Consider the following 24843-nt stretch of genomic DNA (forward strand, 5'->3'; position numbering starts at 1 on the left):
CAGCCATGAGTGATATTAAAGTACCCGAAATGGGCGAATCCATCGTAGAAGGCACCATCTCCAAATGGCATGTCAAAGTCGGCGACAGCGTTAATGTCGGCGATGTATTGGCAGAGCTTGAAACGGATAAAGTCAACATTGAAATCAGCGCAGAACAAGCAGGCTCCGTGGAGTCTCTGCTGCGCGCTGAAGGCGACACCGTCGCTGTCGGCGAAACGATCGGCATGATCGGCAGCGGTGCGGGAGCGGCAGCTCCGGCGGCGCCGGCCGCACCTGCGGTTCCGGCTGTTCCGGCGGCGCCGGCAGCCGAGCCGACCGAAATGAAACCGGCGACGCCTGCGGCACCTCCTGTAACTGCAGCGCCTGCAGCGGAATCGAATGCTTCGGTTTCGTCGGCAACGCCGGCTGCCCGCAAGCTGGCAAGAGAGCGCGGCATCGACTTGAACCAAGTTCAATCGCTTGATCCGCTCGGCCGCATTCGCCAATCGGATATCGAAGCGCATGGCACGAAGCCGGCGGTTGTTGCTGCTCCTGCAGTGGCACAAGCGCCAGCAGCTTCCGCTCCGGCAGCCGATCCCGGCAAACCGGCAGAACGCCGCAAAATGTCCCGCCGCCGGATCACGATCGCGAAGCGCCTCGTTGAAGCGCAGCACACGGCAGCTATGCTGACAACGTTCAACGAAGTCGACATGACGGCGATCCTGGACGTTCGCAAACGCCGCAAAGATGCGTTCAAAGAAAAGCACGAAGTCGGCCTCGGCTTCATGTCCTTCTTCACGAAAGCCGTTATCGGCGCGCTGAAAGCATTCCCGCTGCTCAACGCGGAAATCCAAGGCGACGAAATTCTCGTGAAGCAATATTATGATATCGGCATCGCCGTTTCGGCGAAGGAAGGTTTGGTCGTTCCGGTCGTTCGCGACGCGGATCGTCTGGGCTTCGCTCAAATCGAGAAACAAATCGGCGAACTGGCCGGCAAAGCACGCGCGAACACGCTGTCGCTGAACGATCTGCAGGGCGGCACGTTCACGATCACGAACGGCGGCGTCTTCGGTTCCCTGTTGTCGACACCGATTCTGAATGCACCGCAAGTCGGTATTCTCGGCATGCACAAAATCCAAATTCGTCCGGTTGCGATCAACGCGACGGAGATGGAAAACCGTCCGATGATGTACATCGCATTGTCGTACGATCACCGGATCGTCGATGGTTCGGAAGCGGTACGTTTCCTCGTAACCGTTAAGGAACTGCTGGAAGATCCGGAATCCCTGCTGCTGGAAGGTTAATCCTCCTGCAAGTTCGTTCCGTTTTAACTTAAACCTCACAAACTGACGTCAGGCGATCTGTCCTGATTCGTCAGCTTGTGAGGTTTTTTATTTGCTATTCCCGAACATTCTACATAAAATAAAATAAACTACACTAGCGAAGACGGAGGCGGATGAACATGAACGTACGTAAAATGCGGTTGTTTGATTTCGAGAACATCCACTCCAGCGAAGATCGGGATGAGTTTGAGAAGGACTATGCCAGATTAATTCAATCGCCGGCTTTTCGGCGGCTGCAGGGGAAATCTCAGGTGTTCGGAGCGGGTTCCGGGGATTACTACCGGACGCGTTTGACGCATTCGCTCGAAGTGTCGCAGATCGCCCGCGAAGTGGCGCGTAAGCTGCATAAGACGAATCCATTCTTGGCCAAACGGGAGCATCCGGGGCTCGTCATGGATCCCGAAGTCGTGGAAGTGGCATCGTTAGCCCATGACCTGGGTCATCCTCCATTCGGGCATAAGGGCGAAGAAGTGCTGAACGAAATCCTGATGAAGGAATGCGGGCTCAAATACGAAGGAAATGCCCAAAATTTCCGCATTCTGATGTTTCTGGAGAAGCGCGCGGGCAGCGACAGCGGTCTCGATCTGACAGCCGCCGTCCTGCTGGCGATCAATAAATATCCGTACTGCCTGGACGATCCCGGCCGCTTGAAAGGCGTCTATGGCATGGAATGGGAGGGCATCCGTTCCCTGCGCCAAGCATGGGGTATGCCTGACGGCTGCGCGACGCTGGAAGCGCAGCTGATGGATCTCTGCGACGATATCGCGTATTCCACGCATGATATCGAGGATGGGATTCGTGCCGGCAAAATCCAAATGAATCCCAGCTTGTTCGAAGACGACCGGCTAGTCGCCAACGTCATGCAGGAGATCATCGACGATCCCGGCAATGCCGTCATGCACTGGGAACAAGTAGACATGAAGCAAATGGTGAAGCAGGCCTTGCATCATTACTTGCAGCAATGGGAAAGCATCTACGTGGAGTGCGGCAGGGAGCCTTCCCGGACGCGTCGTGAAATGAAAGCGCGCTGGGTGCGCAAATTCGTCAGCGGCGTCGGCATCATCGACGATCCCGCGACGGGCTGGAAGCGGGTCACGTTCATCCGCGACGGCGTGCAGGATCTGGAGCTGCTGCGCACGATGGAGATTTTGAAGAAGCTCGCTTGGGTGACGTTGATCAAGGACTTCCGTGTTCAACGTTTGCATAAGCGCAGTGAAATCATGATTACGCGGCTGTGGGAGAGCTTCCGTACGCAGGAGACGGGAAGGCTCATCATTCCGCCGGACTGGCTGGAAAGCTACGAACGGCAGCGCAGCAAATGGCCGTGGGAGCGGATGGTGGCCGATTACATCGCCGGCATGACCGATGCTTACGCCGAGAAGGTGTATGCGGAGTTTTTCGCCAGCCGGTCGGGATCGATCTATGAGCGCGATTAGTCAGGGGATAGCGTGAAAAACTTGATATGCAATGCCGAGGGAATCCGAATGCGGGTTCCCTTTTGTTGTACATCTTAAGTAATTCATCATAGCAGCCGGGCATTAGCTGACGTCTTGTACTTCAGTAGTTGAGACGGAAAAAACCGGAGCAAGTATGACTTGGAGCTAGATATTCTTGAAATGGGAATAGTAGGCACATACGAGTTTTTTCTTCCAGGCGTTTTCGATTTTGAACGATCTTTATTTCATCTTCACATGATCTCCATGTGGTCTTGATTCGAAACCGATACACTGGTCTAATAATGACGCTAAACGGGAGCCCATATGAAAACCATACTGATCGTCGAAGACGAGGACATTCTGCGCGAAATCAGCAAAGATTATTTCTTGAATGAAGGATATAACGTGCTGGAAGCAGCGGACGGGAAGACTGCGCTTGATCTGTTTCAGAAACATGATGCGGATTTGATCGTGCTGGATATCATGCTGCCGGAGTTGGACGGCTGGTCGGTATGCCGCCGTATCCGCAAATCATCCGACGTTCCGATCATTATGCTGACTGCCCGCGTCGATGAGGACGATACGCTGCTTGGGTTCGAGCTGGGCGCGGACGATTACGTGACGAAACCGTACAGCCCGCCTGTCCTGCTCGCAAGGGCGAAGCGCCTGCTTGAAAGCCGCAGCAAGAATGGCAAGCTGGCTAAGCCGGAGGACGCCTTGGCCGTAAACGGAATCAAGGTTCATTATCCATCGCGGACCGTCGCGATTGAAGGAAATATCGTGAATTTCACGCATACCGAATTCGAGATGCTCACTTACCTCATGGAGAATCGGGGAATCGTCATCACGCGCGAGCAGCTGATTACCAAGATATGGGGCTACGAGTATGCGGGCGACGACCGTACGTTGAATACGCATATCCGCAATCTGCGTACGAAGCTGGGCGAGAAAGCCGCTATGATTGTCACGATCGTACGGACGGGCTACAAGTTCGAGGCGCATTCATGAGAAGCTCCATCGTGCTCAAATTGTTCCTTTTGACAACGACGTTGTGCCTCCTCATACTGGCCGTCGTTTATTTCGGCCAAACGTATTTCTTCAAAGACTATTATGCGAATCGTAAAGTGAGCGACTTGCAAGCGAAGATGGAGGCGTTCAAGACGGCCTATAAGGATGCAGGCGGAAATTCGCTTGCGATCCAATCGCTTGAGCAAGCTTTCTACAGGAATAACAACGTAACGATTACAAGCTTGGATCACGATGGCAATCTTAAGGATGTAAACGACTTTTACCTGGAAGTCAGAATGCCCAAGGCTGTGACGGAGGCGGAAGAGAAGGCGCGCATTAAAGTCCCTCTCTATCAGCTCATGAGCGTGGAGGAAGCAGCTTCAGGGCAAGTATTAATCAGAGTCGGAGATCAATTGACGATTACTGGAGTAGAGAGTAACTCCAAGCTCATTCCTATTCTGGTGCAGGTTCCGACCGGGGAATTGTTGTATGCCAACGAGCCGTTCAAGCGTAAAGTTCTCAAAGGCGGCGAGAAGCCGGAATCTATGGAGGAGAGGGATTTAATCGCGTCCCACCAATCATCGATCGTGAATCTATTCGGGGCTGTCACGGACATCAAGCTTCCGAATGGAGGAGGTTCGTCGGACTTTATTTATGCCAACAAGCTCTTTCTGGAACAAATCAATGCCTTTCAAGCGAAGCTGTTATTCGAGGATCTCCAGCTTAAGGATGCGCTTGTCATCCAGGATTACGAGCAAAATAACGTGAAGTACAAGTTGTTCATCCAGCCGGTGCATTTCGACAATGGTACGACCAATTATATCTTCGCCATGGCATCGCTGCAGCCCGTAGACGAAGCCGTGCAGATGATGAAGGACTACTATGTCTACATCATCGCGTTTGTCATTGTGCTCATTCTGATCGCGGCGTTGTACTTCTCCATGAAGATCGCAAGGCCGTTGCTGCTCATCAATCGGACGACGAAAAAAATCGCGAATCTTGATTTCTCGGAGACGATTCCCGTCCGGTCCAAGGACGAGATCGGAGACCTGTCGCGCAATATCAACCTGTTATCCGCTACATTGTATTCGTACATCGGCAAGCTGCAAGCGGATATCGCGAGGGAGAAGCAGCTGGAAACGACGAGGAAAGAGTTCATCTCCGGCGTATCCCATGAACTCAAGACGCCGCTGAGCGTCATGAAGAGCTGCCTGTCGATCCTCAAGGACGGCGTGGCCGCGCATAAGAAGGATCATTACTTCGAAGCGATGGAGAAGGAAGTAGACAAGATGGACCACCTCATTGTCGATATGCTGGAGCTTGCGAAATACGAATCCGGAACGTACAGGATGCAGATGGACGCCTTCTGCCTGGATAAGTTGATCGAGTCCGTCTGCGAACAGCTCGCGCACGAAATCGAAGCCAAGGAATTGAGGTTGAACGTTCGGCTTGTTCCTGCCCTTGTCGCTGCCAACCGACACCGGATCGAACAAGTCATCACGAATTTCATGACGAATGCGATCCGCTACACGCCGGAACAGCAAGAAATCGTCGTTTCGATGACCGAAGAGGCGAATCAATTCGTCGTCTGCGTCGAGAATAAAGGAGCACGGATTCCTGAGGATCAGCTTGATAAAGTGTGGGATCGCTTCTATCGGGGCGATACGGCGCGGCAGCGATTCGATGGCGGCACGGGGCTTGGACTTGCTATCTCCAAAAATATATTGGAGCTGCACGGAGCGAGGTATGGCGCAGTCAATACGAAGGATGGCGTCGCTTTCTTCTTCTGCTTGAATAAACAACGTTAATATCGGGTGCTAATTTTGTCCCCCGCATGTCTTGAAGGTGATTTTCGCCTGCTCGACATGCGTTTTTTTTGCGATTCAACCATTCTTTATTTCATCTTTATTTCGGCTCCACCTCTTCTTAATCGGCTGTCATTATGCTGTATTTATGAAAACAACGACTAAATATACAGCTATTGCAATTGTCGGAGTCGTATTGTCAACAGGTCTCTACCAAATCCAAACCGAAGGGGCGACGAGTGCGAAGTCAAGTGTCAGCGGGTCAAAGACTACAAGGGGGAATAAAGAGACGAACCTGCCTTTGAGGGGCAAAACGATCGTTCTCGATCCCGGTCATGGCGGCAAGGATGTCGGTTCCATCGGCGGCAAAGGAACGTACGAGAAAGACGTTACGCTTCGTACGGCGCGGCATGTGAGACAGAAATTGATCCAAGAGGGTGCGACAGTGGTGATGACGCGCGATGCCGATAAGACGGTTTCGCTGAATGACAGAACAGTCGCAGCGCAAACGGAGAACGCGGATTTATTCATTAGCATCCACTTCGATGCTTATCAAACCAGCGATGTGCATGGAATGACGACTTATTATTACAAACCGCAGGATCAGCATATCGCCGAGGAGATACATGATCAATTATTCAAAGCGGAGATGAATACGAAGGATAGAGGCGTGAGGTTTGGCGATTATCATGTGATCCGCGAGAACGCGAAGCCGGCAGTTCTGCTCGAGCTCGGTTATATTTCCAATAAGGACGAAGAAACAAGGATGATGACACCGTCGTTTCAAGATCAGGTATCGGCGGCAATCGCAAGCGGCGTTGTCAACAGCCTTCGCTGATAGGTGGAGGGAGAGAGAAAGGCCATGTTTCGTAAAATCATGCGGCGACACAGCGTCGTTGCCATCTGGTTTCTTGCCCCCAGCGTACTTGGATTCTTGGTCTTCTACTTGATTCCTTTCGCGATGGGCGTAAAGTACTCCTTCATGGATCGGCCGAATGACGGCTCATTCGTCGGACTCGCCAATTACAAGGCGTTGCTGCACAGCGAATCCTTCCGGAAAGCTGCTAAGAATACGTTTCTGTTTACGTTGGGCGGCGTTCCGATCACGATCGCATTATCCTTATCGTTAGCCTTGTTATTGAATCAAAGTATCTACTTGCGCAATTGGCTCAGAACCGCTTACGTCATGCCTCTTGTCGTGCCCGTAGCTTCCGTCGTTCTCATCTGGCAAGTGCTGTTCGACTGGAATGGAGCGGTGAATAGCTGGCTGCATGGACTAGGGGTGTCGCGGACCGATTGGATGAAGTCGGAGTGGGCAAGAGGCGTGCTCGCCGTCGTTTATGCATGGAAGAACATTGGATACGACATCATCCTGTTCTTGGCCGGCTTGCAGCATATTCCGAGGGATTATTACGAGACGGCGGACCTTGAAGGCGCCGGATCATTGCATAAGTTAACCCGCATCACGCTTGTTTATCTGACGCCGACTTTGTTTTTCGTCGTCCTGATGGGTCTCATCAGCTCGTTTCGGATATTCAGGGAAACGTATTTGATCGCGGGGGATTATCCTCATGACAGCATCTATATGCTGCAGCACTACATGAACAACATGTTCTTGTCGCTGGATATGCAGAAGCTTACGTCTGCTGCTGCAGTCATGGTCGTTTGCATGCTCGTGCTGGTATCCGGAATGTTCGCGTTGGAACGGCGATTTACGAAGGACTTGGATTGAGGGGAGTGCATTGAGATTGAGAAAGGCCATTACGAAAGGCGCGATCACGTTCGTTCTTGCCTTGCTTGCCGCGCTGATGCTGCTGCCGGTCATCATTTCCTTCACCAATTCGCTCATGACGGAACGGGAGATCGGTTTGAACTATGATTTGATCGGGCAGATGACGAACGCGGCAGCGGGCGGCAAGGACGCTTTTGTCAATTTGAAGCTTATACCCGACTGGGTATCTTTGGAGCAGTACTACGCGGTGTTGATCGCGACGCCTAATTATTTGAACATGTTCTGGAATTCGGTCTATATGGTCGCGCTCATTATTGCAGGACAGGTCATCGTCGGCGCTCTTGCGGCTTATGCGTTTGCAAAGCTCCGCTTTCGGGGACGAGACCGGATGTTCTTCGTTTACCTGCTTGCGATGCTGATGCCGTTTCAAGTGACGCTTGTACCGAACTATATCGTTGCCGATTATCTCGGTCTTCTGAATCGTGCGAGTGCCATCATACTACCCGGCGTCTTCGGCGCATTCGGCGTGTTCATGCTGCGGCAGTTCATGCTGTCGATTCCGAACGCTTACGTCGAAGCTGCTTATATGGACGGAGCCGGACATTTTCGCATCTTTCATCGAATCATCATTCCGCTTATTAAGCCAGGCTTCGCGGCGCTCGTCGTTCTCTTGTTCGTCGATTATTGGAATATGGTCGAGCAGCCGCTCGTTTTTCTGGAAGACGACTTCAAACAACCGCTGTCCGTCTATCTCTCCGTCGTTCAGCAAGAGGCGAGGGGCGTAGAGTTCGCGGCGTCTGTCTTCTACATGCTTCCGATGGTGCTGTTATTTCTATATGCGGAAAAATATTTCATTGAAGGCGTTCAAATGTCCGGCATTAAAGGATAGGAGGCGGAAGAACTGGAGAGGCAAGATGTGGAGCAGGCAGTCACTGGAAGGAAGAGGAAGATCCGGCTGATTGCCGTTTTATTTGTTAGCGGCGTCGTTCTGCTTACCTTGTTCAGCAACACGCTGCAAACGATGACGTTAACGAAGGTATGGACAACCGTCGGCAGGCAGGAGGAACTCGTTCAGCGATACGCCGGCAATGGCGTGCTGGAGCCGGTTAAGGAAGGCTCGTTATCGAACCAAGCGGGTTGGACCGTCAAGGACGTCAAGGTCAAAGAAGGAGCAGTCGTTCATAAGGGACAGACGCTCGTCGTTTATGAAAGCGTTGAGGCCGAGAACCGTTACCTGGACGCCAAGACGCAGCTGGAGCAGCAGCAATTGGCTATTCAAGGGCTGCAAGACCGGTATATAGAAGCCGCATCTAGCGGGGATGACAGCCAGCTGCGCAGCGCGAAGCGGGATCTGGAGAGCGCGCGTCTGACGAAGGAGATGCAGCAGCGGAATCTGGAGAGCATGAAGGCTGATTTAGCCAAAAATCGCGTCTTGAAAGCGCCGTTCGACGGCATTGTGATGCAGGTGGGATCTGTGGCTGGAATGGTTTCCGCCGGCGCCGAACCCGATGTTCAAATCGTTTCGTCGACTGAAGGTTATCGGTTCTCCGTGCAAGTACCCGCTCAAATTAGCGAACATCTGCAGAGCGGACAGCAACTGGACGTCCAAGTCGAAGTTGCGGGCAGCTCGGAAACGCTGGTTGGGATCGTTTCGAAGATCGAGAACAAGGAAGCTCAAGTGAACATCGTAATCACGGTGAGCGACGAATCCCTTCGTGGAGGCGAACAAGCGCGACTGGATCTTAGGTTTGCATCCTCTGTCATCGACGGCATTGTCGTTCCAAGCAGCGCGATTCATAAAGAAGGCCATATCGCATACGTGTACGTCGTCGAAGAGCATAAAGGTCCGCTCGGAAATACGAGCCATGCTCGCAAGACGCCTATCGAAACCGGCGAATCGAATGAGTCTGATACCGTCGTATTGAACGGGATTTTTCCGGACGCGCCGATTATTCTGGCGAGCAGCGAGCCTGCGGTGATGGACGGAGAGCGTGTTCGGGTTATGGCTCCTTGATCGTAATCAAATTAGGAAAGCGGGAATGAGGATGAAACGAGTAGTAACGGTACTTATAAGCTGCATGGTGATGGTCGCTTTGTCAGCGTGCAACGGCGGCAATAACAATGACAATGGCAATGGCAATGGCAATAACAATAACAATAACAAAGCTTCCGAGCCGGCAGCATCATCGAAGGCAACAGAGCAGCCTGCAAATTCGAGCGATCAATCAAGCCCAAACGGGAATGCGAAGGCTGATCCGCTCCCGCAGGGGCTGGAACCGCTAGACGATAAACCCAAAACAATCGTCGTATCCATTCTTGGCGTTACCCCTTTCTATAAGCTGGCGAAAGAGAAATACGAGAAGCTCCATCCGAATGTCACGGTTCAATTTAAAGAATTCACTTCAGAGAGCATGCTGAGCGCCTCCGAATCCGAGAAGTACGTGAAATCGACGACGACAGCGGTTTTATCAGGCAAGGGAGCCGATTTATTCGCGCTAAGGCCCGGCGAACTGCCGATTGATAAGTTCGAGAATAAAGGAGCGCTCGAGAATCTGGATGATTGGATGAAGCGGGATGCCGGATTTGATCCACGGCAATACCAGATGAACGTTATGGAAGGTTCCGAAACGAATGGCGGCCTTTACATGATGCCTGTCGAATTTTACTTGGAAGCTTTGTTCGGCGATGCTGACGGGCTTGAGCAAGCCGGCATTCAATTCGACGATCGGAACTGGACGTGGAACCAGTTCAACGAGCTCAGTAAACAGTTAACGGCCAAGAACGGTACGACCTACTCCTTGAACTTTTTGCCGCCAGAGAACATGATGAATGACCTCGTGTCCGACAACTATGATCGATTGATCGACGGGGCCAGCGGCAAGGCATCGTTCGATTCCCCCTTCTTCAACGAATTACTGACGGGAGTGAAGCAAAGTTACGATGCGAAGGAGTTAAGCGGCGATACCGCCCAATTTAGAAAAAGCCTCTTATCGTATTCATTCATGACCAGCCCAAGCGATTACCTTGTACGGCTTGCCTCATACTTTAAGCATGGAAAGGTTTATCAGAAGCCGCATGCTGCCGACGAAGAATCAGGCATTTCTTTCCTCGTGACGAGTCAAATCGCCATGAATGCCAATTCGAAGGTCAAGCGGGACGCATGGGAATTCATGAAATTTCTTCTGTCCGAGGAAGCGCAATCCTATCCTCGTCAGTCGGGCTTCTCGATGAATAAAGCGGTGAATGAGAAGGCGATCGCAGATATAAAGGAAAAGGGTGTTGATAAAGACGCTGCCGCTAAGAGTGAAGGCGCGGCAGTCGAAGTGACCGACGAGAAGCTCGAAGCTCTCCGGGACATGTTGTCCGAAGCCAACCTAAGAGACAGAGGCTATGAGTCGACGACGATTCAGCAAATCATTGCGGAAGAGGTCAAAGCGTTCTTCGCGGGGCAGAAATCTGCCGACTCTGTCGCCCGGTTGATACAGAATCGAGTTACGACGTATTTGAATGAATAATCAGGCGTGAAAAGGAGAACAACGCACCGATCCGCGCTTCCACAGCCGAGGACAGGTGCGTTGTTTGTCTTATCTATTTCCGAACCTATTTAGCAGGAATCAAAGCATCCAGCAATTCCTTCCGATACGCGTTAGCTGACGGGTCATATACGCCGAAGCCCGCGCAAAATTCCCAATAAGACCAGCCGAAGCCGTGCTTCTCTGCTTGTTCGCGCACGAAGCTCGTCCAGCGTGCCCGCGAAGCCATATCGGCATTACTGTACGCGCCGAACTCGCCGAGCCAGATCGGGCGTTTATTTTCTTTGACCCAACTCTCCGCCTTATCGAAGGCTTCCGCAATCGCATGGGGCCCTGCCGGATTCGACTCGGCCGGCTGCGTATTGTAAGCGTCGAACCAATCGTTCGCCCACTGTACCTGCTTGGCGGCATCGACCGGTTCCACCTTCTGCGCCGGGGGACCCGGCCAAACGACGCCGGTGGTTCCGTTCTCCGGGCCTACCCAATTTGCACCCTGGTGAGTGAAGAGAAAAGGATCGTAATAATGGAACGAAACGATGACGTTATGTTCGTTATCCGGAATATCGAGCGACACGAGCGCGGCATAATTGCTCCAATTGGCGGAATCGATAATGACCGTATGCCACTGATCCTCGCTCCGGACCGTATCCAGAGCTTTGTTTAGCATTTTATTCCACTTCGACCAGGTCAGGGAACCGTTCGGTTCGTTGGCCAGCTCGTAGTAAACATTGCCGGGAAGCTCCTTATACCGGGCCGAGATTTGCTTCCATAACGCCAGAAAACGAGGTTCTTGCTCATCTGCGTTCGCATTGAATTCATCGTAACCGTGCATGTCGAGAACGACGTTCAGCCCCTGCTTCAACGCCTGGCCGAGCACCCAATCGATGCGATCGAAGAACGCGGCTTCAATGGCGTAAGGAGCATTCGCATCCGCATGCCCCGACCACTTGATCGGTACCCGGACCGTCTCGAAGCCTGCATCCTTGATCGTCTTAAAGTAGCTTTCCTCTAGTGTGACTCCCCATTGACCTTCTACCGGCGCCTCGAGCGCATTGCCGAGATTGACGCCTCTTCCGAGCTGCTTCGACTGTTGAAATACGTCAAGCGGCGCCGACTGCGGGTCGCGCTTCGGCAGCTTCGGGTCCGGCGTGGTCAGAGGAACTTCAGCCGTACTGGGAGCCGGGTCTGGAGCTGAATCGGCAGTCGAGTCAGGAGCCAGGTCGGGAGCCGGGTCGGCTGCCGGGACCTGAGATGGCGTAGTCTTCTCCTCCTTGCTTGCCGGCGGCGTGACATTCCCCGCTTTGACAGTAACTGCCTTTTCTTGGTTGTGCGTGCTGTCCGTGCACCCCGCTGCGCCGCCGAACACGAGCAGCAAAACAGAGAGCGAAACCATCATTTTTTTCAATATCACGGGCCTCCTACAGTAAATTCCTTCTATTATAAACCGCTTTCATTGGTAATTAAATACCTAATTCTTCTTCGTTTGTTAGGCGATTTCTAAACCGCATAATCTGCTCGTGTTTAGATAATCTATCCAAAAAATATGCGAAAGAAGGAGTAGATGGTATGCCGTATGTCTTCGTTCTTTGCTTCGTTCTTTGTATAGGGCTCTTTTGTTGCGATAGCTCGGTTGCAAATGCGGATGGAAGAGCAGTAATGCCGAGTATTCAAGGCAATCCCTGCGAAGAGGATAGACCTCCGTTGTTGTTTATCACTGTGCTTGAAGACGGCGCAAGTTTGAAGGTCGAGGCGACTCGGGATTTAAACAGGCGCGCTGTGCGGAAGAGCATACGGACATCCTTGCGAACACGAGAGCTGCGGGGAGGGAGAGGCTTCATACGCGAAGAGGTCGTTTGGTCGGATAACAAACATTTTGAGGTGAAATTTCATGATTCGATCCGGGGGAGTCGCTCCGGCTCTCGTTAGTCGACGCGACCTCAGCTGGGGGCGAATCCTTTCGAAGCGTGGAGCAGCCATTCCGAGGGTGAACCTTATTTTTTTAACGTTCTCCGATTCGGGACATCCCGCCTTGATCTCTCAAAATGACGGAACAAAGACTGCGATAACGATCAGCCCATGGAACAATGCAGCTCGTCCATTCGATAACGATTACGGGCTAGCTCTCACGGGCTAGCTCTCATGTTCTCGGACCGTTTCCAGCGCGAAACGACTTATGCGGCCGTAGGCAACAGAAGCGTTTACCGGTTAAATTGGCGAACCGGGCAATCGAAGAAGCTTTACGACGCTGCCAGACCGATTTATGGGTTGTCATCTTCGCCGAATGGCGAACGATTCGCCGTTCTCGCGTCTTCGGACCGATATGCAGGAAGCCATGCGGATTTAGTGGTTTTCAGCAAGGAAGGGAAGAGGATTGCGTCCTTTGCTAAGGCGGCATATAGGAATCACAGTGATGGCGTGCTGTTTCCATATCCATTAACCTGGGAAGACGAGGGCACAGTATTATTGCCTTCTCGAAGTAATAATGGCACGGGTATAATATCCATGAACATCAATAATCGTCAAATTCGAACGATACAGCAGTCAAGGAAGTCATGGCTAACGGAGGAAGAAACGAAGCTGCTGAGACAAGAATTACAGTACGAAGCAGAAATTAGCCATGTCGCTCGTAATCTTCATACGGGACGTCAGGCCGATCTGGACATGGCGGCCGCGCTTGCCGAGGCTGAGGATGGCATTGGTGCACGTATCTTGAATGCCGAGCGCGTCCACGCTGACGTTAGCGCCGTCTTTGGTGATTTCGCGTACGGCCTGGAAGGCTTTCTCCTGTTTGCTGTTCACGGTTGCGACCGCGCCCATCTGCTTCGCGAAATCAAGCTTGTCCTCCGCGATATCGACCGCGATCACGTTGGCGCCTGCCGCCGCCGCGATTTGGATCGCCGAGAGGCCGACGCCGCCGGCGCCGTAGACGGCGACCCATTCGCCCGGACGAACCCGGCCTTGGTTCAGCACGCCATGGTAAGCGGTCATGAACCGGCAGCCCATCTATGATTGATTCCTTCATATCTATGTAGGAGAAGCGGAGGCAGGCATGGAAATTCTTCAACTGAAATATTTTCAAACCATCGCCCGCCTGCAGCATATGACGAAGGCTGCCGAAGAGCTCCAGATCGCCCAGCCGTCGCTCAGCAAAACGATCGCCCGCCTGGAGAGCGACGTCGGCGTTCCGCTCTTTCGACCGGGAAGGCAGGCATATTAAACTCAACGCGTACGGGGAGATTTTTCTGAGGCGGCTGGAGCATGCCTTCATGGAGCTTGACGAGGCGAAGCGGGAGATCGAGGAGCTTGGCGGCAAGGAGCAGAACAGCCTGCGGCTTGCGGTGTCGATTACGAATATCCTGCCCACGCTAATGGCCGCTTTCGTTGCGGAGAGTCCGCATGTGCATCTGCGGCAGTTTCTGGAAACCGCGTCCTCCATGACAACGATGCTGGAGAACGGAGACGTCGACCTGTGCATCTCCTCCAAGTCGATCGAAGGGCCGGAAATCGAATGGCTGCCGCTGATGACGGAAGAGATTTATCTCGTGCTTCCGGCGGGACATCCACTTGCGGGGCGAGACAGCGTCGCCTTGAGCGAGCTTGCGGAGGAATCGTTCATCGGGATGAATTCCGGTTATCCGTTTCGGGAACTGACGGATCGATTTTGCCGGGACGCGGGCTTCGAGCCGAAAATCATATTCGAGCTGGACGAGCCCGACGCCATCGTGGGACTGGTGAATCAGAGCCTTGGCATTACGTTCATACCGGCATCCGACTGGAAATCGGTCTCGCATCTGCTGGCTCAGCGGCTGCGGATTTCGGATCCGGCATGCTACCGGACAGTAGGGCTTGCTTGGTCGAAACGCCGGTACATGTCGAAGGCGGCGCAGTTGTTTAAACGACTGGTGATCGCTTATTTCGAGCAGATGTCCTCGGCATCTGCATTGGAGCAGGAGAAGACGGTTGACTAGGAGGAATCGGACATGGGAGAGCATTCGGATATTGGAAATATAAGCCCGTCTACAGACAAGAGCAGCTGCGTCATTCAGCGCGTCGCTCATGTAACGAAGATCGGCGCAGAAGGCGTAACGGCCGTGGTTAATGGAAGGACGCTGCTGCTTCCGAAGGACAAAGTCGCGGAAGGCTTGGCGGCGGGGGATACCATCATCTGGAACGGCAAAATTTGGACCGCTTCAAACGGCGTCGTATAGGGTACATCAAACATGAGAAAAGCTTAATGGCCGATACGCCCCCATTATCGGCGGCCGCTGCGAATCCTTCATAATGAAGGGGAGGATGATGAAACTCATGGAAGTATTGAATACGAAACGATGCCTGTTCTGCGATTCGCTCGTACAGGTGAAACATAAAGGCGGCAGCGAGTGGTACATGAACTGCCTCTGCTCGCCAAGCGGCTCTTACGGATTGAAAGACGACAGCTACGAACCGTTCCGCATGCTGTCCTATACGGAGAAACGAGCGGAATTCCCGATTATTTCTGCTTATATCCGGGAGCAGAGCGACTGCGAAGAGAAAGTGATCGTCTCGTTCGACGAGCGCGCCGCGATACTGCAATCGCCGCTTATTCCGCTGACGGCGGAAGAGAAGGGATTGAAGCTGCTCCGCTATCTTCATCGGCATGCCAGCGGACCCGACGAGCCGGTCGTTATCAGTCAGTTCTCGCAATGCGCGAATTTGACGTATTCCATGAATTTGCAAGAATTGGTCTATATCGTAGAGAAACTGAAGGAAGAAGGTTTGATCGAGCGAATCGGCTCGACATTCCGGCTGACCGAGAAAGGATGGCTGGAGGCAGAGTCCAGCGCATCCGGCAAAGCGTACAAGCCGTGCTTCGTATTGCTTCCGCATGGCGAAGAGGAGATGGCGCAGCAATGGACGGAGAACGTCTTCCCGAGGCTGCTGCAGCTCGGCTACGCCCCGAAACTGTTAAGCCAGGGCGGACCGCGCAGCGTCGCCGACAAGCCTGTCCAGGAAACGATGCAGCAAGTGCTCAAGTGCAGGCTGATGATAGCGGACATTTCGGATCCCGAAGCGGAGACGTGGATGTATGCGGGTTACGCGCTGGGCAACGATATCCCGGTCGCGTGGACATGCCGCTCTTCGGCAACGGGGACGCAGCCTCCCGGCGTTCGTCCGATCGTCTGGGAGAACGCGGAGCAGCTTGCCGACCAGCTGCAATTCTCGATCGGACGCGAAGCCGTGACGAGCGACCAGCCGAACTAGCAAATTGAAGTTGCTCCCGAATCGGAAATTCGTCTATAATGATTTTATGCAATTTAATTAAATGAAATCCGCTAGCAGCCGATATTGGGAGGGACCATGCATGAGTATTTATGATTTCAAGGTAACGACGATCGACGGCAAGGAACAGACATTGGCGCCGTACGAAGGCAAGATTATGCTGATCGTCAATACGGCAAGCGCCTGCGGGCTGACGCCGCATTACAAGGGATTGCAGCATATTTATGACGCGTTCCAAGACCAAGGCGTCGTCGTGCTTGGCTTCCCGTGCAATCAATTCAAAGAACAGGAGCCTGGCAGCAACGAGGAAATCGCGCAATTTTGCGAATTGAACTACTCGGTGACGTTCCCGATGTTCGCGAAGATCGACGTTAAAGGCGAAGATGCGCATCCGTTGTACAAGTATCTCGTGGATGCCGTGCCTGCTCCGTACCATACGGGCGACATTGATTGGAACTTCGCGAAGTTTCTCGTGGACAAGCAAGGCAACGTCCTCAAACAGTACCCCGCGCCGACCGATCCTGCGGACATCGAGCCTGATTTGCGCCGCTTGATCGAAACAGGCAGCCTTGCCTGATTTCTGAATGCAATCGCGAAAAGTCAAAAAGCACCTTCAGGGGTGCTTTTTTGCGTTACTTGCTTTCTTCACTTACTGCCGGGTTAATTCGTTTGCCTGCCGGACAGGAGCTTGCTCTTGGTAATCGGCTTTAACAGCTGCTTCACGAATGGCGCATTTCGTCCATGGAAGAGAATGCCGGCAAGGAGCCACGCAAGCCCCATAATAAGCGCATCCTCGCTAAGCTGCAGGAAGAGCCAGCCGATGAAAGCGGCCCCGCAGCCTGGCAGTACCAGATAGAGGAGCATTCCTTTCGCGGAACGGCGGCGTTCCTGTGCGTAATAATGACGGATGACGGAAACATTAACGAAGAAGAAGGCGGTCAACGCGCCGAAATTCACGAATTTAACGGCTGTATCCAGGTGAATGACAAGCGCAAGCATGGACACGATCGCGACCGTCATAATGTTGACGACAGGCGTCTTCCATTTCGGGTGCAAGTAGGCGAAATATTTCGGCGGCAGGATCGATTCGCGTCCCATGACGTACAACAGACGGGAGACGCTGGATACCGAAGATATGCCTTGGGTGAAGATGGCGAACAGCAGAACAACGATGAACGCCGTGCCGAGCGCGGCTCCGCCGACCATGCGGACGATTTCCAAACCCGCGGAATCGATGTTCAGGAACGAGATGGCTTTCGGGAATACGAGCTGGGTTAAATACGACGGTGTGACATATAGGATGCTGGCGATTATAATAATAAAGCCGATAGCACGAGGGATGTTCTTTTGCGCGTTCTTGGTTTCCTCCGCCATGGTGGTGATGGAGTCGAAACCGAGAAACGAGAAGCAAATGACGGAAGCGCCGGTCAAGATCGATGAGAAGGGGATGTCCGTTTGCGTAAGCGGCGCCATGGGATCGTGAAGCGACGAAATATTTCGAAGCAGAAGGATACAAAACAGCGCGATGAAGCACATTTGAAGCAGGACGAACCATTTGCTCAAGTTGGCGGAGAATGCCGCGCCCTTCACGTTGACGAGCGTGATCGCCAGGTTGATGCCGATCATCCAGGCATAAGCGGGGACGGACGGGAACTCTGCATGCATGTAAACGCCGAACGTTAAACAGGCAATGATGGGGGAAAATAAATAGTCGAGCAGCAGCGCCCAGCCGACGAGGAAGCCGAGATAGGGGTGAAGAGATTTCTTGACATAGGTGTAAGCCGAACCGGAAGCCGGGTGGGCGACAGACATCAGGCCGTAGCTGTATGCGGTGAACATAATGGCGATAAAGGCGAGCAAGTAAGATTGCGTGAGCATTCCTGACGAGGATTCATAGGCGATGCCGTAGATCGAGAAATAAATCATGGGCGTCATCCAGGCAAGCCCAAGGAATACGACTTGAACGAGCGTAAGCGTTTGTTGGAGTTTGGCTTGTTCTCTCATTTGCAGCAACCCTTTCGATGATGGCTAAAATAAAAAAAGCACAGGAGATATCAAAGGTTGCTGATATCCTCCCGGGCTTTTATCCCTCCGTGTACACAGCGGCTGCCGTGCGTTTTCTCTCGGTCCAGGCTAATGGTTAAGTAAACTGCCACTACGGAACCCTAGAAAACGTAAATGGTAAATTATATTTGTTTTATATGTTAGATAATATAACACCAACAACGAAATCGTCAAATTAAAGTTTTGACAACTTAGAATTGGCTTTACGCATGGAAAGGATGCTTACACGTGGCAACAACTGAAGAAGAGAAACCGAAGCTTATCCCGACGAAAATTTGGAAATGCAAAAATCCGGAGTGCAAAGCGTGGGTGCGCGAGGAATTTGCCGAGAGCGAGCAAGCCTGCCCGATCTGCAAAGGCCCCATGCATCGCAGCATGAGGCATTTGCCAGCCGTTCAGAATAAAATCAAACGACAACCGAAGAAACCGAAATCGGAGTTCGATATTTAGCCGCCGCTTAGGCGGCTTTTTCTATACGAGGAACTTCTAAGCATCGCCTGTACTGTACTTCTTTGCAGCGTTTTGCGGCGTTTTGCAGCGCCTTGCAGCGCTAATAGAGCAGACGCCACAGATAGAATGTCGCATACGCTTTCCACTCTCCCCATGGTGCCGACAGCGCTTTGATTTCGTCGATGGAAGGCTTCGAATCCCGGCCGAGCACGAGCTTGAGGGCGTTGTGCAAGCCGACGTCTTCGATCGGAAAAGCCGCGGGGACGCGCAGACAGCGCATGAGCACGTAATTGGCCGTCCAAGGACCAATGCCGCGGATGCGGGTCAGCGCTTTCTCCATCGCCATCCAGTCGGACAGAGCAAGCAGGCCTGCCTTGGACAGGCTGCCTTCTGCCATCAATCGAGACGTGCCGATGACGTATTCCGCTTTGCGGCCCGTAAACTGCATTTCTCGCAGCTCGGCCTGATCGAGCGAGGCAATGGTTTGCGGAGACGGGAAAGCCCAATAGCGGCTTCCGTTCCAATAGACGGATGTGCCATAGCGCTCCACGAACCGGCGTTTGAGCGTATACGCGAACGCAAGGTTGATCTGCTGCCCCATGATGCCCCAGCAGAGTGCTTCGAACAGGTCCTCGATTCCGACGATGCGAAGTCCGCCGAATTGCCGGGCCGGCACGGACAGCACCGCATCGCGGCCGGCAAGTTCCAGAAACGGCAGCAGGTCCCGGTCCATGTCGAACCAGTCTCGCACATAAGCGACGATCGCATTGGCATAGGCGTCATCAAGCGGCGCCTCCTTGATCGGACAGCGAATCGTAAGCGAACCGTCCGGCTGCGACGAAACTTGAATCAGAACATGCTCGTCCATGACGGAAATGAGCTTCGTTATGGCGCTGCCTTCAACGCCGTACATGCATTCATTGCTCGAACGCTCCAGATAACCGAGGATGTGATTGAAATCGAATGCCTCTTGAGGCGGTATTGTAAGTAAAGCTGTCATTGTTAAGGAAAACCTCCTTAGCCGATCGAAGGATTGCTTCTTCATGTTTAGTTGTATCACAAATCCGGCGAATCCGGCTTTCGTAATCTTGCTAATTCATTCGTAAGAGCTTACATACGGAACTTAAAGCGGGTATACTTTGCCTTGGAGGCGAGTGCAATGGTGACCGAAGACAAGTGGTCCGCGATCGTGAACTGCGATGCCGGCCAAGATGGCAGATTCTATTACAGCGTCAGCACGACGGGGATCTTCTGCAGGCCATCCTGCAAGTCCCGGGCGCCGAAGCGCGAGCATGTGCGGGTATTCGCAACGGCTTCCGAGGCGGCAATGGCAGGCTTCCGGCCATGCAAACGATGCAAGCCCGACGGACTGCGGCTGCCGGACGAAGAATGGGTCGATGCCATCGCCGAGTCCATTCGTGCGCAATATCGGGAGCGGCTTACGCTTCCGGCGTTGGCGGATCAACAGCATGTCAGCCAGTTTCACTTGCAGCGCACGTTCAAACGGATGATGGGCCTATCGCCGGCCGATTATTTGCTTCAAGTTCGGCTCGGCGCGGCGAAGGCGCTCCTTCGCGATACGCGGTTCGCGGTAGCGGAAGTCGGCGAGCAGGTGGGCATGCCGAATGCGGCGCATTTCGCGACCGTCTTCCATCGCGCGACAGGCCGAACGCCATCCCGCTTTCGGGAAGAACATACGAATAAACCTATGAATCCGAATCGGAAAGTTGGTGAACAGGATGAATAAATTGAATTGGACGTTGATGGCAAGCGGCGCGTGGCAGCTGTATCTTGCGGCGACGGAGGCGGGGCTCTGTTACGTAGGGTCGCCCGGCGCGCCGTTCGAAGAACTCGAAACCTGGGCGAGGAAGAAGCTGCCGAAGGCCGCGCTCAGCCGCGACGATGCGGGCATGATGCCGTATGCCGAAGCGCTCGGCGCCTATTTGCGAGGCGAGAGCCGCGGCTTCGATGTTCCGCTGGACCTCAAGGGAACGGACTTCCAGCAATCGGTATGGCAGGCGCTTCTCCGTATTCCGCATGGCGAAACATGCGCATACTCGGATATCGCGGCGCGAATCGGCAAGACATCGGCGGTCCGCGCGGTTGGAGCGGCCATCGGAGCGAATCCGGCGCTGATCGTCGTGCCTTGTCACCGGGTCGTCGGCAAGAATGGCGGACTGACAGGCTTTCGCGGCGGAATGATAGCGAAAGCGGAGCTGCTGCGGCTGGAAGGATCGACGCTGCAGGAGACGCGATGATCTTCTATTTCTTCGCGCTGCTCGCCGCCGGCGCCGTGCTGCTGCTCAGCCAGCCTCGTCGCGAAACGAACCGCTGGGCGGCGTTCTTCCTGGCCTGCGCGGCGATCGGCGGGTTGGAGAATGCGGTCCGCGATGCGGGGTGGACGCATCTTGCCGATACGGTCGTGTACGTTAATCAAACGTGCACGCCGTTCGGCATCTTCGTGTTCAGCCTCGTCTACGCGGGCTATATGCCCCGCAATCGTTCGAGAGCCCAAGTGCTCAAGCTCGCGCTCCTGCTGCCCGCGGCGTGCATGCTTGCGGTTACGCCGCTGCGGCCTATATTAAAGCTTGATTTCGTACTCCTGCTCTGCTGGGTCGGTCCTTATTATATCTTCTCTTGTTATGTGCTGCTGCGGGCGCTCTGGAAGGAGTCCGATGCGGGCCGAAGGAGGAACCGGCTGGTTACGACGCTCATCGTCGTGCCTTCCGTGCTTGCCGCGCTCGCGTTTATTAACGTGGCGCGGGCGATCGAGCCGGATTTCGACTTCTTCAATTACATCTCCGTCTTCATCATCTACTCGCTCGCGATGGCATTGCTGTGCGTGTTCATCTACGGCTTCTTGGGCGTGAAACTGCGAATCGAGCGCGATCCCTTGGATGCATCGATGCAGGCCGTCAGCTCGGGAACGACCATGATCAACCATTCGATCAAGAATGAAATCGGCAAAATCTCGCTTAGCACGCTGAATTTGCGTCATCATTTGCCGGATGCCGACGCGGAGACGAAGCAGCATCTCGCCATTATCGCGCAATCCTCCGCGCATATGCTGGACATGGTGACGCGCATTCATCATCGGACGCGCGCAGTCGTTCTGCATGAAGAGCTTTGCGCATTGGACGTCATTGCGCAGCGATGCTTGGACCGGTATGCCGGGCTGTTGGAAGAGAACGGCATCACCGCGGCCTTTAGCCCGCTGGAACGACCGGCGTTGATGATCGATCCCATTCATGTTCAAGAAGCGATCGGCAATCTGATCTTAAATGCGATCGAAGCGATGGACAACGGTGGCCATGTGCAGCTCATGCTAGACGGCGATAAGAAATATGTCACGCTGGCCGTAGCCGACAACGGACCGGGCATTCCGAAAGAACTGCTGGGACGCGTGATGGAGCCCTTCTTCAGCACGAAGAGCGATGTCGATAATTATGGACTGGGCTTGTCCTACGTCTACAACGTGATGGCGCTGAGCGGCGGGACGCTTGAAATCGGGAACGATACCGGCAGCGGGACGCGCGCCAGACTGAAGTTTCCGCGCAAGAAACGAACGAAGGGATGAGATGGACCTCATGAGCGCAATTCGCGTTTTTCTCGTGGAAGACGACCTCGATTGGATCAAGGCGATCAGCACGTTTCTGAATCGCGAAGCGGATCTTCTCGTTGTCGGAGCGGCGACGAACGGCCCCGAAGCGGCGGCGCTCGCCCGAACGTTGACCTTCGACGTCGTGCTGATGGACATCCAGCTGACCGACCGCAAGCATGAGGGAATCTACGCGGCGATGGAGATCCACGAGCTGGTTCCGGATGCCAAGATCATCATGCTTACGTCGATGAGCGAAGAGTCCGTCATGACGCAGGCGTTCACGGCTGGCGCCGTCAACTATATCGAGAAGACGAACTATCTCCATCTTCCCCACGCCATCCGGGCGGCGCACCATCATTCGGCGCCCATGGATGCGCTGCTCAAGGAATTTACGAGATTGAAGCGGGAAGAGCAGCTGAAAGAACTGACGACGGCGGAACGAGAAGTGTTCGAGCTCATCCAAGAGGGCTACTCGCAATCCCAAATCGAGCGTAAGCTGTACAAGGCGGAGAGTACGCTGAAGAATCAGGTCAACAAGATTCTCAAGAAGCTGGGCGTGCGCAGCAGCCGCGAAGCGGTGGAGAAAGTGAAGCGCAAAGGGCTGTCGCCGGACGATGAGAGCTAGAGATGCCGCGACGAATGGATAAGCCGCATTGATGTCGATTTGTCTAGAACGACAAACGCATCACTACCGGATTGCCGGATAAATGCAAATACATTTCGAAGAGAGGTACTACGCCGCGTAGTACCTCTCTTCGCTGTCGTCCTATGGAAGTTAGTCCTGCCGGACTCGCCTTTCATGACGTTATACTTGCTCTAAGAGCGAAGAGAAGAGGAGCTGAAGAGCGGGATGGACGGAAGAAAACCGATCTACGTGGAAACGACGATACGCGCCGACATGGAAACGCTGTGGGCGCATACGCAGCGTCCGGAGCTTCACCGGCAGTGGGATTTGCGATTTTCCGATATCGCCTACCTTCCGCGGAGAAGCCATGATGAGCCCCAACGCTTTACATATCGCACGCGAATCGGCTTCGGCTTGCATATTGCGGGAACGGGAGAGTCGCAATCGAAAATATCCGCGAAGCGAAATATACGCTTGTCGACGCTGGCGTTCGGTTCCGGCCAGCCGTGGTCGCTGATCAGCAAAGGGGCGGGATATTGGAAGTATACGGGTTCGTATGCGAACGGATCAGCCGGGCGAATCGAATGGGCTGAGCAGTCGGAGTGGAGCGGGCGGAGTGAGCAAATTGACCAAACCGACCACACCGGGCAGATCCGGCAAACCGAACAAACTAAGCAAACCGAACAAACCAAGCAAACCGTGAATGGCATCCGGTTCGTGACGCAATACGACTACCGGACGCGATTCGGCCTGGCAGGAGCTTTATTCGACCGCTGGCTGTTCCGGCCATTGTTCGGCTGGGCGACCGCGTGGAGCTTCGACGCGCTTCGCATCTGGCTGGAGGAGGGGATTCCGCCGCGGATGCTGATCCGCCAAGCCGTCATCCACTATGCCTGCGGTGCCGCGCTCGCAGGCCTGTGGATCGGACAAGGCTTGCTGCCGAAGCTGCTGTTCCCGCAAGACGGCGAGCTAGCCTTGATGCAGGCGGTCGGCTGGATCCCGGATAGCTGGGCGCTCATGCTTGTAAAACTGCTCGGCGTGATCGAGATCGGCATCGGAGCAGCCTCGATGCTTCTGCATCGCAGCCGCGGAGCGTTGATGCTGCAAATGCTGCTGCTGCTCCTGATGGCGTTGTCGGCGTCCGTCGGCAACCCCGCATTGCTCGCGACGCCATACAATCCGGCAGCGCTTGGAGCGGGCATGATCGCCTTATGCATCGCCGTCCTGCATTCCAGCCATGATCTGCCGCGGGCCGCGCGCTGCCTGCGCAAACCTGAACGAACGGGAGGAACGAGACTATGATGAAATCGATTTATGAACGCGTAATGGGCCAGTCGTTCCAACGTCTTCATCCGCGGATCCAAGCGCGGTTCGGCTTCAACAGCGAAGACGGCATCGCTTCCATCGGCGAAGGCGTCATGGAACGGATCTGGTATGCCAAGTGGGCGGCTGCCCCGCTGCTGCTCGGCGCATCGCGCCATATCATGTTCCCGCAGGCGGGAGAGAACATTCCGTTCTCGATATCCAATTACGCCTACTTGGATTCTTACGGCCGCGAAACCGTCACTTGGAGCCGCCGGTTCCGGTTTCCGAACGGGGTCCGCAAATTCGACGCGACGATGATCTACAGCCCCGAGCGCCGGCGCATCGTCGATTATTTGGGCACGAAGCAGCATCTTGCCGTCGATTTGGAGCTGGACGTTTCGCCGATTGGCGGTATTTACATCCGTTCGGGAGAGCAGCGGTTCTATGAAGGCTTGCTGCAGTTTCGGTTTCCGGAACGAATGACCGGGCGGGCAGGCGTGCATGAATGGTACGATGACGAAGCCGGCCGTTACCGCATTACGGTCGATATCGATAACCCGCTGCTGGGGCCGGTTTTCCGCTATGCCGGTGGTTCAGGGCTTCGGCGGTTCCGATGACGGACAGTCGCATACCGCAGGAGGTGAAGCCGACACGCGAGGAATTCAGGGAATAGCGGCGCATTGCCGTCCAACCAGCCGTTCGT

Annotated in this window: 21 protein-coding genes, 3 pseudogenes and 1 riboswitch; of the genes and pseudogenes, 20 read left to right on the forward strand and 4 right to left on the reverse strand. The window is 54.1% G+C overall.

All coding sequences use genetic code 11. The features are described from left to right. Positions 1–5 precede the first annotated feature (5 nt). The 9 genes from odhB (at position 6) to GZH47_RS29855 (ending at position 10818) form a co-directional block, all read left to right on the forward strand. Positions 6–1283 carry a 2-oxoglutarate dehydrogenase complex dihydrolipoyllysine-residue succinyltransferase gene (gene odhB / locus GZH47_RS29815; protein ID WP_162644729.1) on the forward strand — a complete coding sequence of 426 codons (1278 nt, stop codon included), beginning with the start codon at positions 6–8 and terminating at the stop codon, positions 1281–1283. A 158-nt stretch (positions 1284–1441) separates the two neighbouring features. Further along, the gene (locus GZH47_RS29820; protein ID WP_162644730.1) at positions 1442–2758 is read left to right on the forward strand and encodes a deoxyguanosinetriphosphate triphosphohydrolase family protein; all 1317 of its coding nucleotides are present in this window, start codon (positions 1442–1444) and stop codon (positions 2756–2758) included. Positions 2759–3082: 324 nt separating this feature from the next. Further along, on the forward strand, positions 3083–3766 hold the full coding sequence (locus tag GZH47_RS29825) for a response regulator transcription factor (RefSeq protein WP_162644731.1): 684 nt from the start codon (positions 3083–3085) through the stop codon (positions 3764–3766). Then, entirely contained in the window at positions 3763–5574 is a 1812-nt protein-coding gene (locus GZH47_RS29830; protein ID WP_162644732.1) for a sensor histidine kinase, read from the forward strand. Before GZH47_RS29825 ends, GZH47_RS29830 begins: the two co-directional genes overlap by 4 nt. A gap of 298 nt (positions 5575–5872) precedes the next feature. Continuing rightward, entirely contained in the window at positions 5873–6409 is a 537-nt protein-coding gene (locus tag GZH47_RS29835; protein WP_225446274.1) for an N-acetylmuramoyl-L-alanine amidase family protein, read from the forward strand. Positions 6410–6433: 24 nt separating this feature from the next. Continuing rightward, positions 6434–7303 carry a carbohydrate ABC transporter permease gene (locus GZH47_RS29840; protein ID WP_225446275.1) on the forward strand — a complete coding sequence of 290 codons (870 nt, stop codon included), beginning with the start codon at positions 6434–6436 and terminating at the stop codon, positions 7301–7303. A gap of 76 nt (positions 7304–7379) precedes the next feature. Continuing rightward, on the forward strand, positions 7380–8192 hold the full coding sequence (locus tag GZH47_RS29845; protein WP_162645522.1) for a carbohydrate ABC transporter permease: 813 nt from the start codon (positions 7380–7382) through the stop codon (positions 8190–8192). A gap of 27 nt (positions 8193–8219) precedes the next feature. Then, positions 8220–9317 carry an efflux RND transporter periplasmic adaptor subunit gene (locus tag GZH47_RS29850; RefSeq protein WP_162644734.1) on the forward strand — a complete coding sequence of 366 codons (1098 nt, stop codon included), beginning with the start codon at positions 8220–8222 and terminating at the stop codon, positions 9315–9317. Between the two features lie 31 nt (positions 9318–9348). Further along, complete coding sequence (locus GZH47_RS29855) at positions 9349–10818, forward strand: ABC transporter substrate-binding protein (protein ID WP_162644735.1); 1470 nt, start codon at positions 9349–9351, stop codon at positions 10816–10818. 85 nt (positions 10819–10903) lie between these two features. On the opposite strand, the gene GZH47_RS29860 is transcribed toward GZH47_RS29855, so the two are convergent. Next, a complete protein-coding gene (locus GZH47_RS29860) occupies positions 10904–12232 on the reverse strand; it encodes a glycoside hydrolase family 5 protein (protein WP_225446603.1) in 1329 nt (442 codons plus the stop codon). A gap of 1211 nt (positions 12233–13443) precedes the next feature. Beyond that, positions 13444–13839, reverse strand: a pseudogene (locus GZH47_RS29865) (zinc-binding dehydrogenase); the annotation flags it as partial. Between the two features lie 46 nt (positions 13840–13885). Here GZH47_RS29865 and GZH47_RS29870 point away from each other — a divergent pair. The 4 genes and pseudogenes from GZH47_RS29870 (at position 13886) to GZH47_RS29885 (ending at position 16672) form a co-directional block, all read left to right on the forward strand. Beyond that, positions 13886–14804, forward strand: a pseudogene (locus GZH47_RS29870) (LysR family transcriptional regulator). A 12-nt stretch (positions 14805–14816) separates the two neighbouring features. Beyond that, positions 14817–15044 carry a hypothetical protein gene (locus GZH47_RS29875; RefSeq protein WP_162644737.1) on the forward strand — a complete coding sequence of 76 codons (228 nt, stop codon included), beginning with the start codon at positions 14817–14819 and terminating at the stop codon, positions 15042–15044. Between the two features lie 97 nt (positions 15045–15141). After that, a complete protein-coding gene (locus GZH47_RS29880) occupies positions 15142–16077 on the forward strand; it encodes a MarR family transcriptional regulator (RefSeq protein WP_162644738.1) in 936 nt (311 codons plus the stop codon). Positions 16078–16177: 100 nt separating this feature from the next. Continuing rightward, the gene (locus tag GZH47_RS29885; protein ID WP_162644739.1) at positions 16178–16672 is read left to right on the forward strand and encodes a glutathione peroxidase; all 495 of its coding nucleotides are present in this window, start codon (positions 16178–16180) and stop codon (positions 16670–16672) included. 83 nt (positions 16673–16755) lie between these two features. Here the strand turns inward: GZH47_RS29885 and GZH47_RS29890 are convergent, their stop codons facing one another. After that, positions 16756–18099 (reverse strand): APC family permease, encoded by a 1344-nt coding sequence (locus tag GZH47_RS29890; protein ID WP_162644740.1) that lies wholly within the window; start codon positions 18097–18099, stop codon positions 16756–16758. A gap of 66 nt (positions 18100–18165) precedes the next feature. Further along, positions 18166–18275: riboswitch (guanidine-I (ykkC/yxkD leader) on the reverse strand. 112 nt (positions 18276–18387) lie between these two features. On the opposite strand from GZH47_RS29890, the gene GZH47_RS29895 reads away from it, so the two are divergent. Further along, positions 18388–18609, forward strand: coding sequence for a cold-inducible protein YdjO-related protein (locus GZH47_RS29895; RefSeq protein ID WP_162644741.1), 222 nt, complete (start codon positions 18388–18390; stop codon positions 18607–18609). Between the two features lie 100 nt (positions 18610–18709). Here GZH47_RS29895 and GZH47_RS29900 read toward each other — a convergent pair whose 3' ends face one another. After that, entirely contained in the window at positions 18710–19609 is a 900-nt protein-coding gene (locus GZH47_RS29900; RefSeq protein WP_162644742.1) for a DNA-3-methyladenine glycosylase family protein, read from the reverse strand. A 159-nt stretch (positions 19610–19768) separates the two neighbouring features. On the opposite strand from GZH47_RS29900, the gene GZH47_RS29905 reads away from it, so the two are divergent. The 6 genes and pseudogenes from GZH47_RS29905 to GZH47_RS29930 all read left to right on the forward strand — a co-directional run bounded on the left by GZH47_RS29905 (position 19769) and on the right by GZH47_RS29930 (position 24813). After that, entirely contained in the window at positions 19769–20356 is a 588-nt protein-coding gene (locus tag GZH47_RS29905; RefSeq protein WP_162644743.1) for a bifunctional transcriptional activator/DNA repair enzyme AdaA, read from the forward strand. Further along, positions 20349–20867, forward strand: coding sequence for a methylated-DNA--[protein]-cysteine S-methyltransferase (locus GZH47_RS29910; protein ID WP_162644744.1), 519 nt, complete (start codon positions 20349–20351; stop codon positions 20865–20867). The genes GZH47_RS29905 and GZH47_RS29910 overlap by 8 nt, the downstream gene beginning before the upstream one ends. Next, entirely contained in the window at positions 20864–22186 is a 1323-nt protein-coding gene (locus GZH47_RS29915; RefSeq protein ID WP_162644745.1) for a sensor histidine kinase, read from the forward strand. Before GZH47_RS29910 ends, GZH47_RS29915 begins: the two co-directional genes overlap by 4 nt. A gap of 10 nt (positions 22187–22196) precedes the next feature. Further along, positions 22197–22835: a response regulator transcription factor gene (locus GZH47_RS29920; RefSeq protein WP_162644746.1), complete on the forward strand. Its 639-nt coding sequence runs from the start codon at positions 22197–22199 to the stop codon at positions 22833–22835. Positions 22836–23060: 225 nt separating this feature from the next. Continuing rightward, positions 23061–24137 carry a DoxX-like family protein gene (locus GZH47_RS29925; RefSeq protein WP_162644747.1) on the forward strand — a complete coding sequence of 359 codons (1077 nt, stop codon included), beginning with the start codon at positions 23061–23063 and terminating at the stop codon, positions 24135–24137. Further along, positions 24137–24813: pseudogene (locus GZH47_RS29930) on the forward strand (DUF4166 domain-containing protein). The gene GZH47_RS29925 and the pseudogene GZH47_RS29930 overlap by 1 nt, the downstream one beginning before the upstream one ends. The last annotated feature ends 30 nt before the right edge of the window (positions 24814–24843 follow it).

This window comes from Paenibacillus rhizovicinus (genome assembly GCF_010365285.1).
In the GTDB taxonomy this organism is placed as follows: domain Bacteria; phylum Bacillota; class Bacilli; order Paenibacillales; family Paenibacillaceae; genus Paenibacillus_Z; species Paenibacillus_Z rhizovicinus.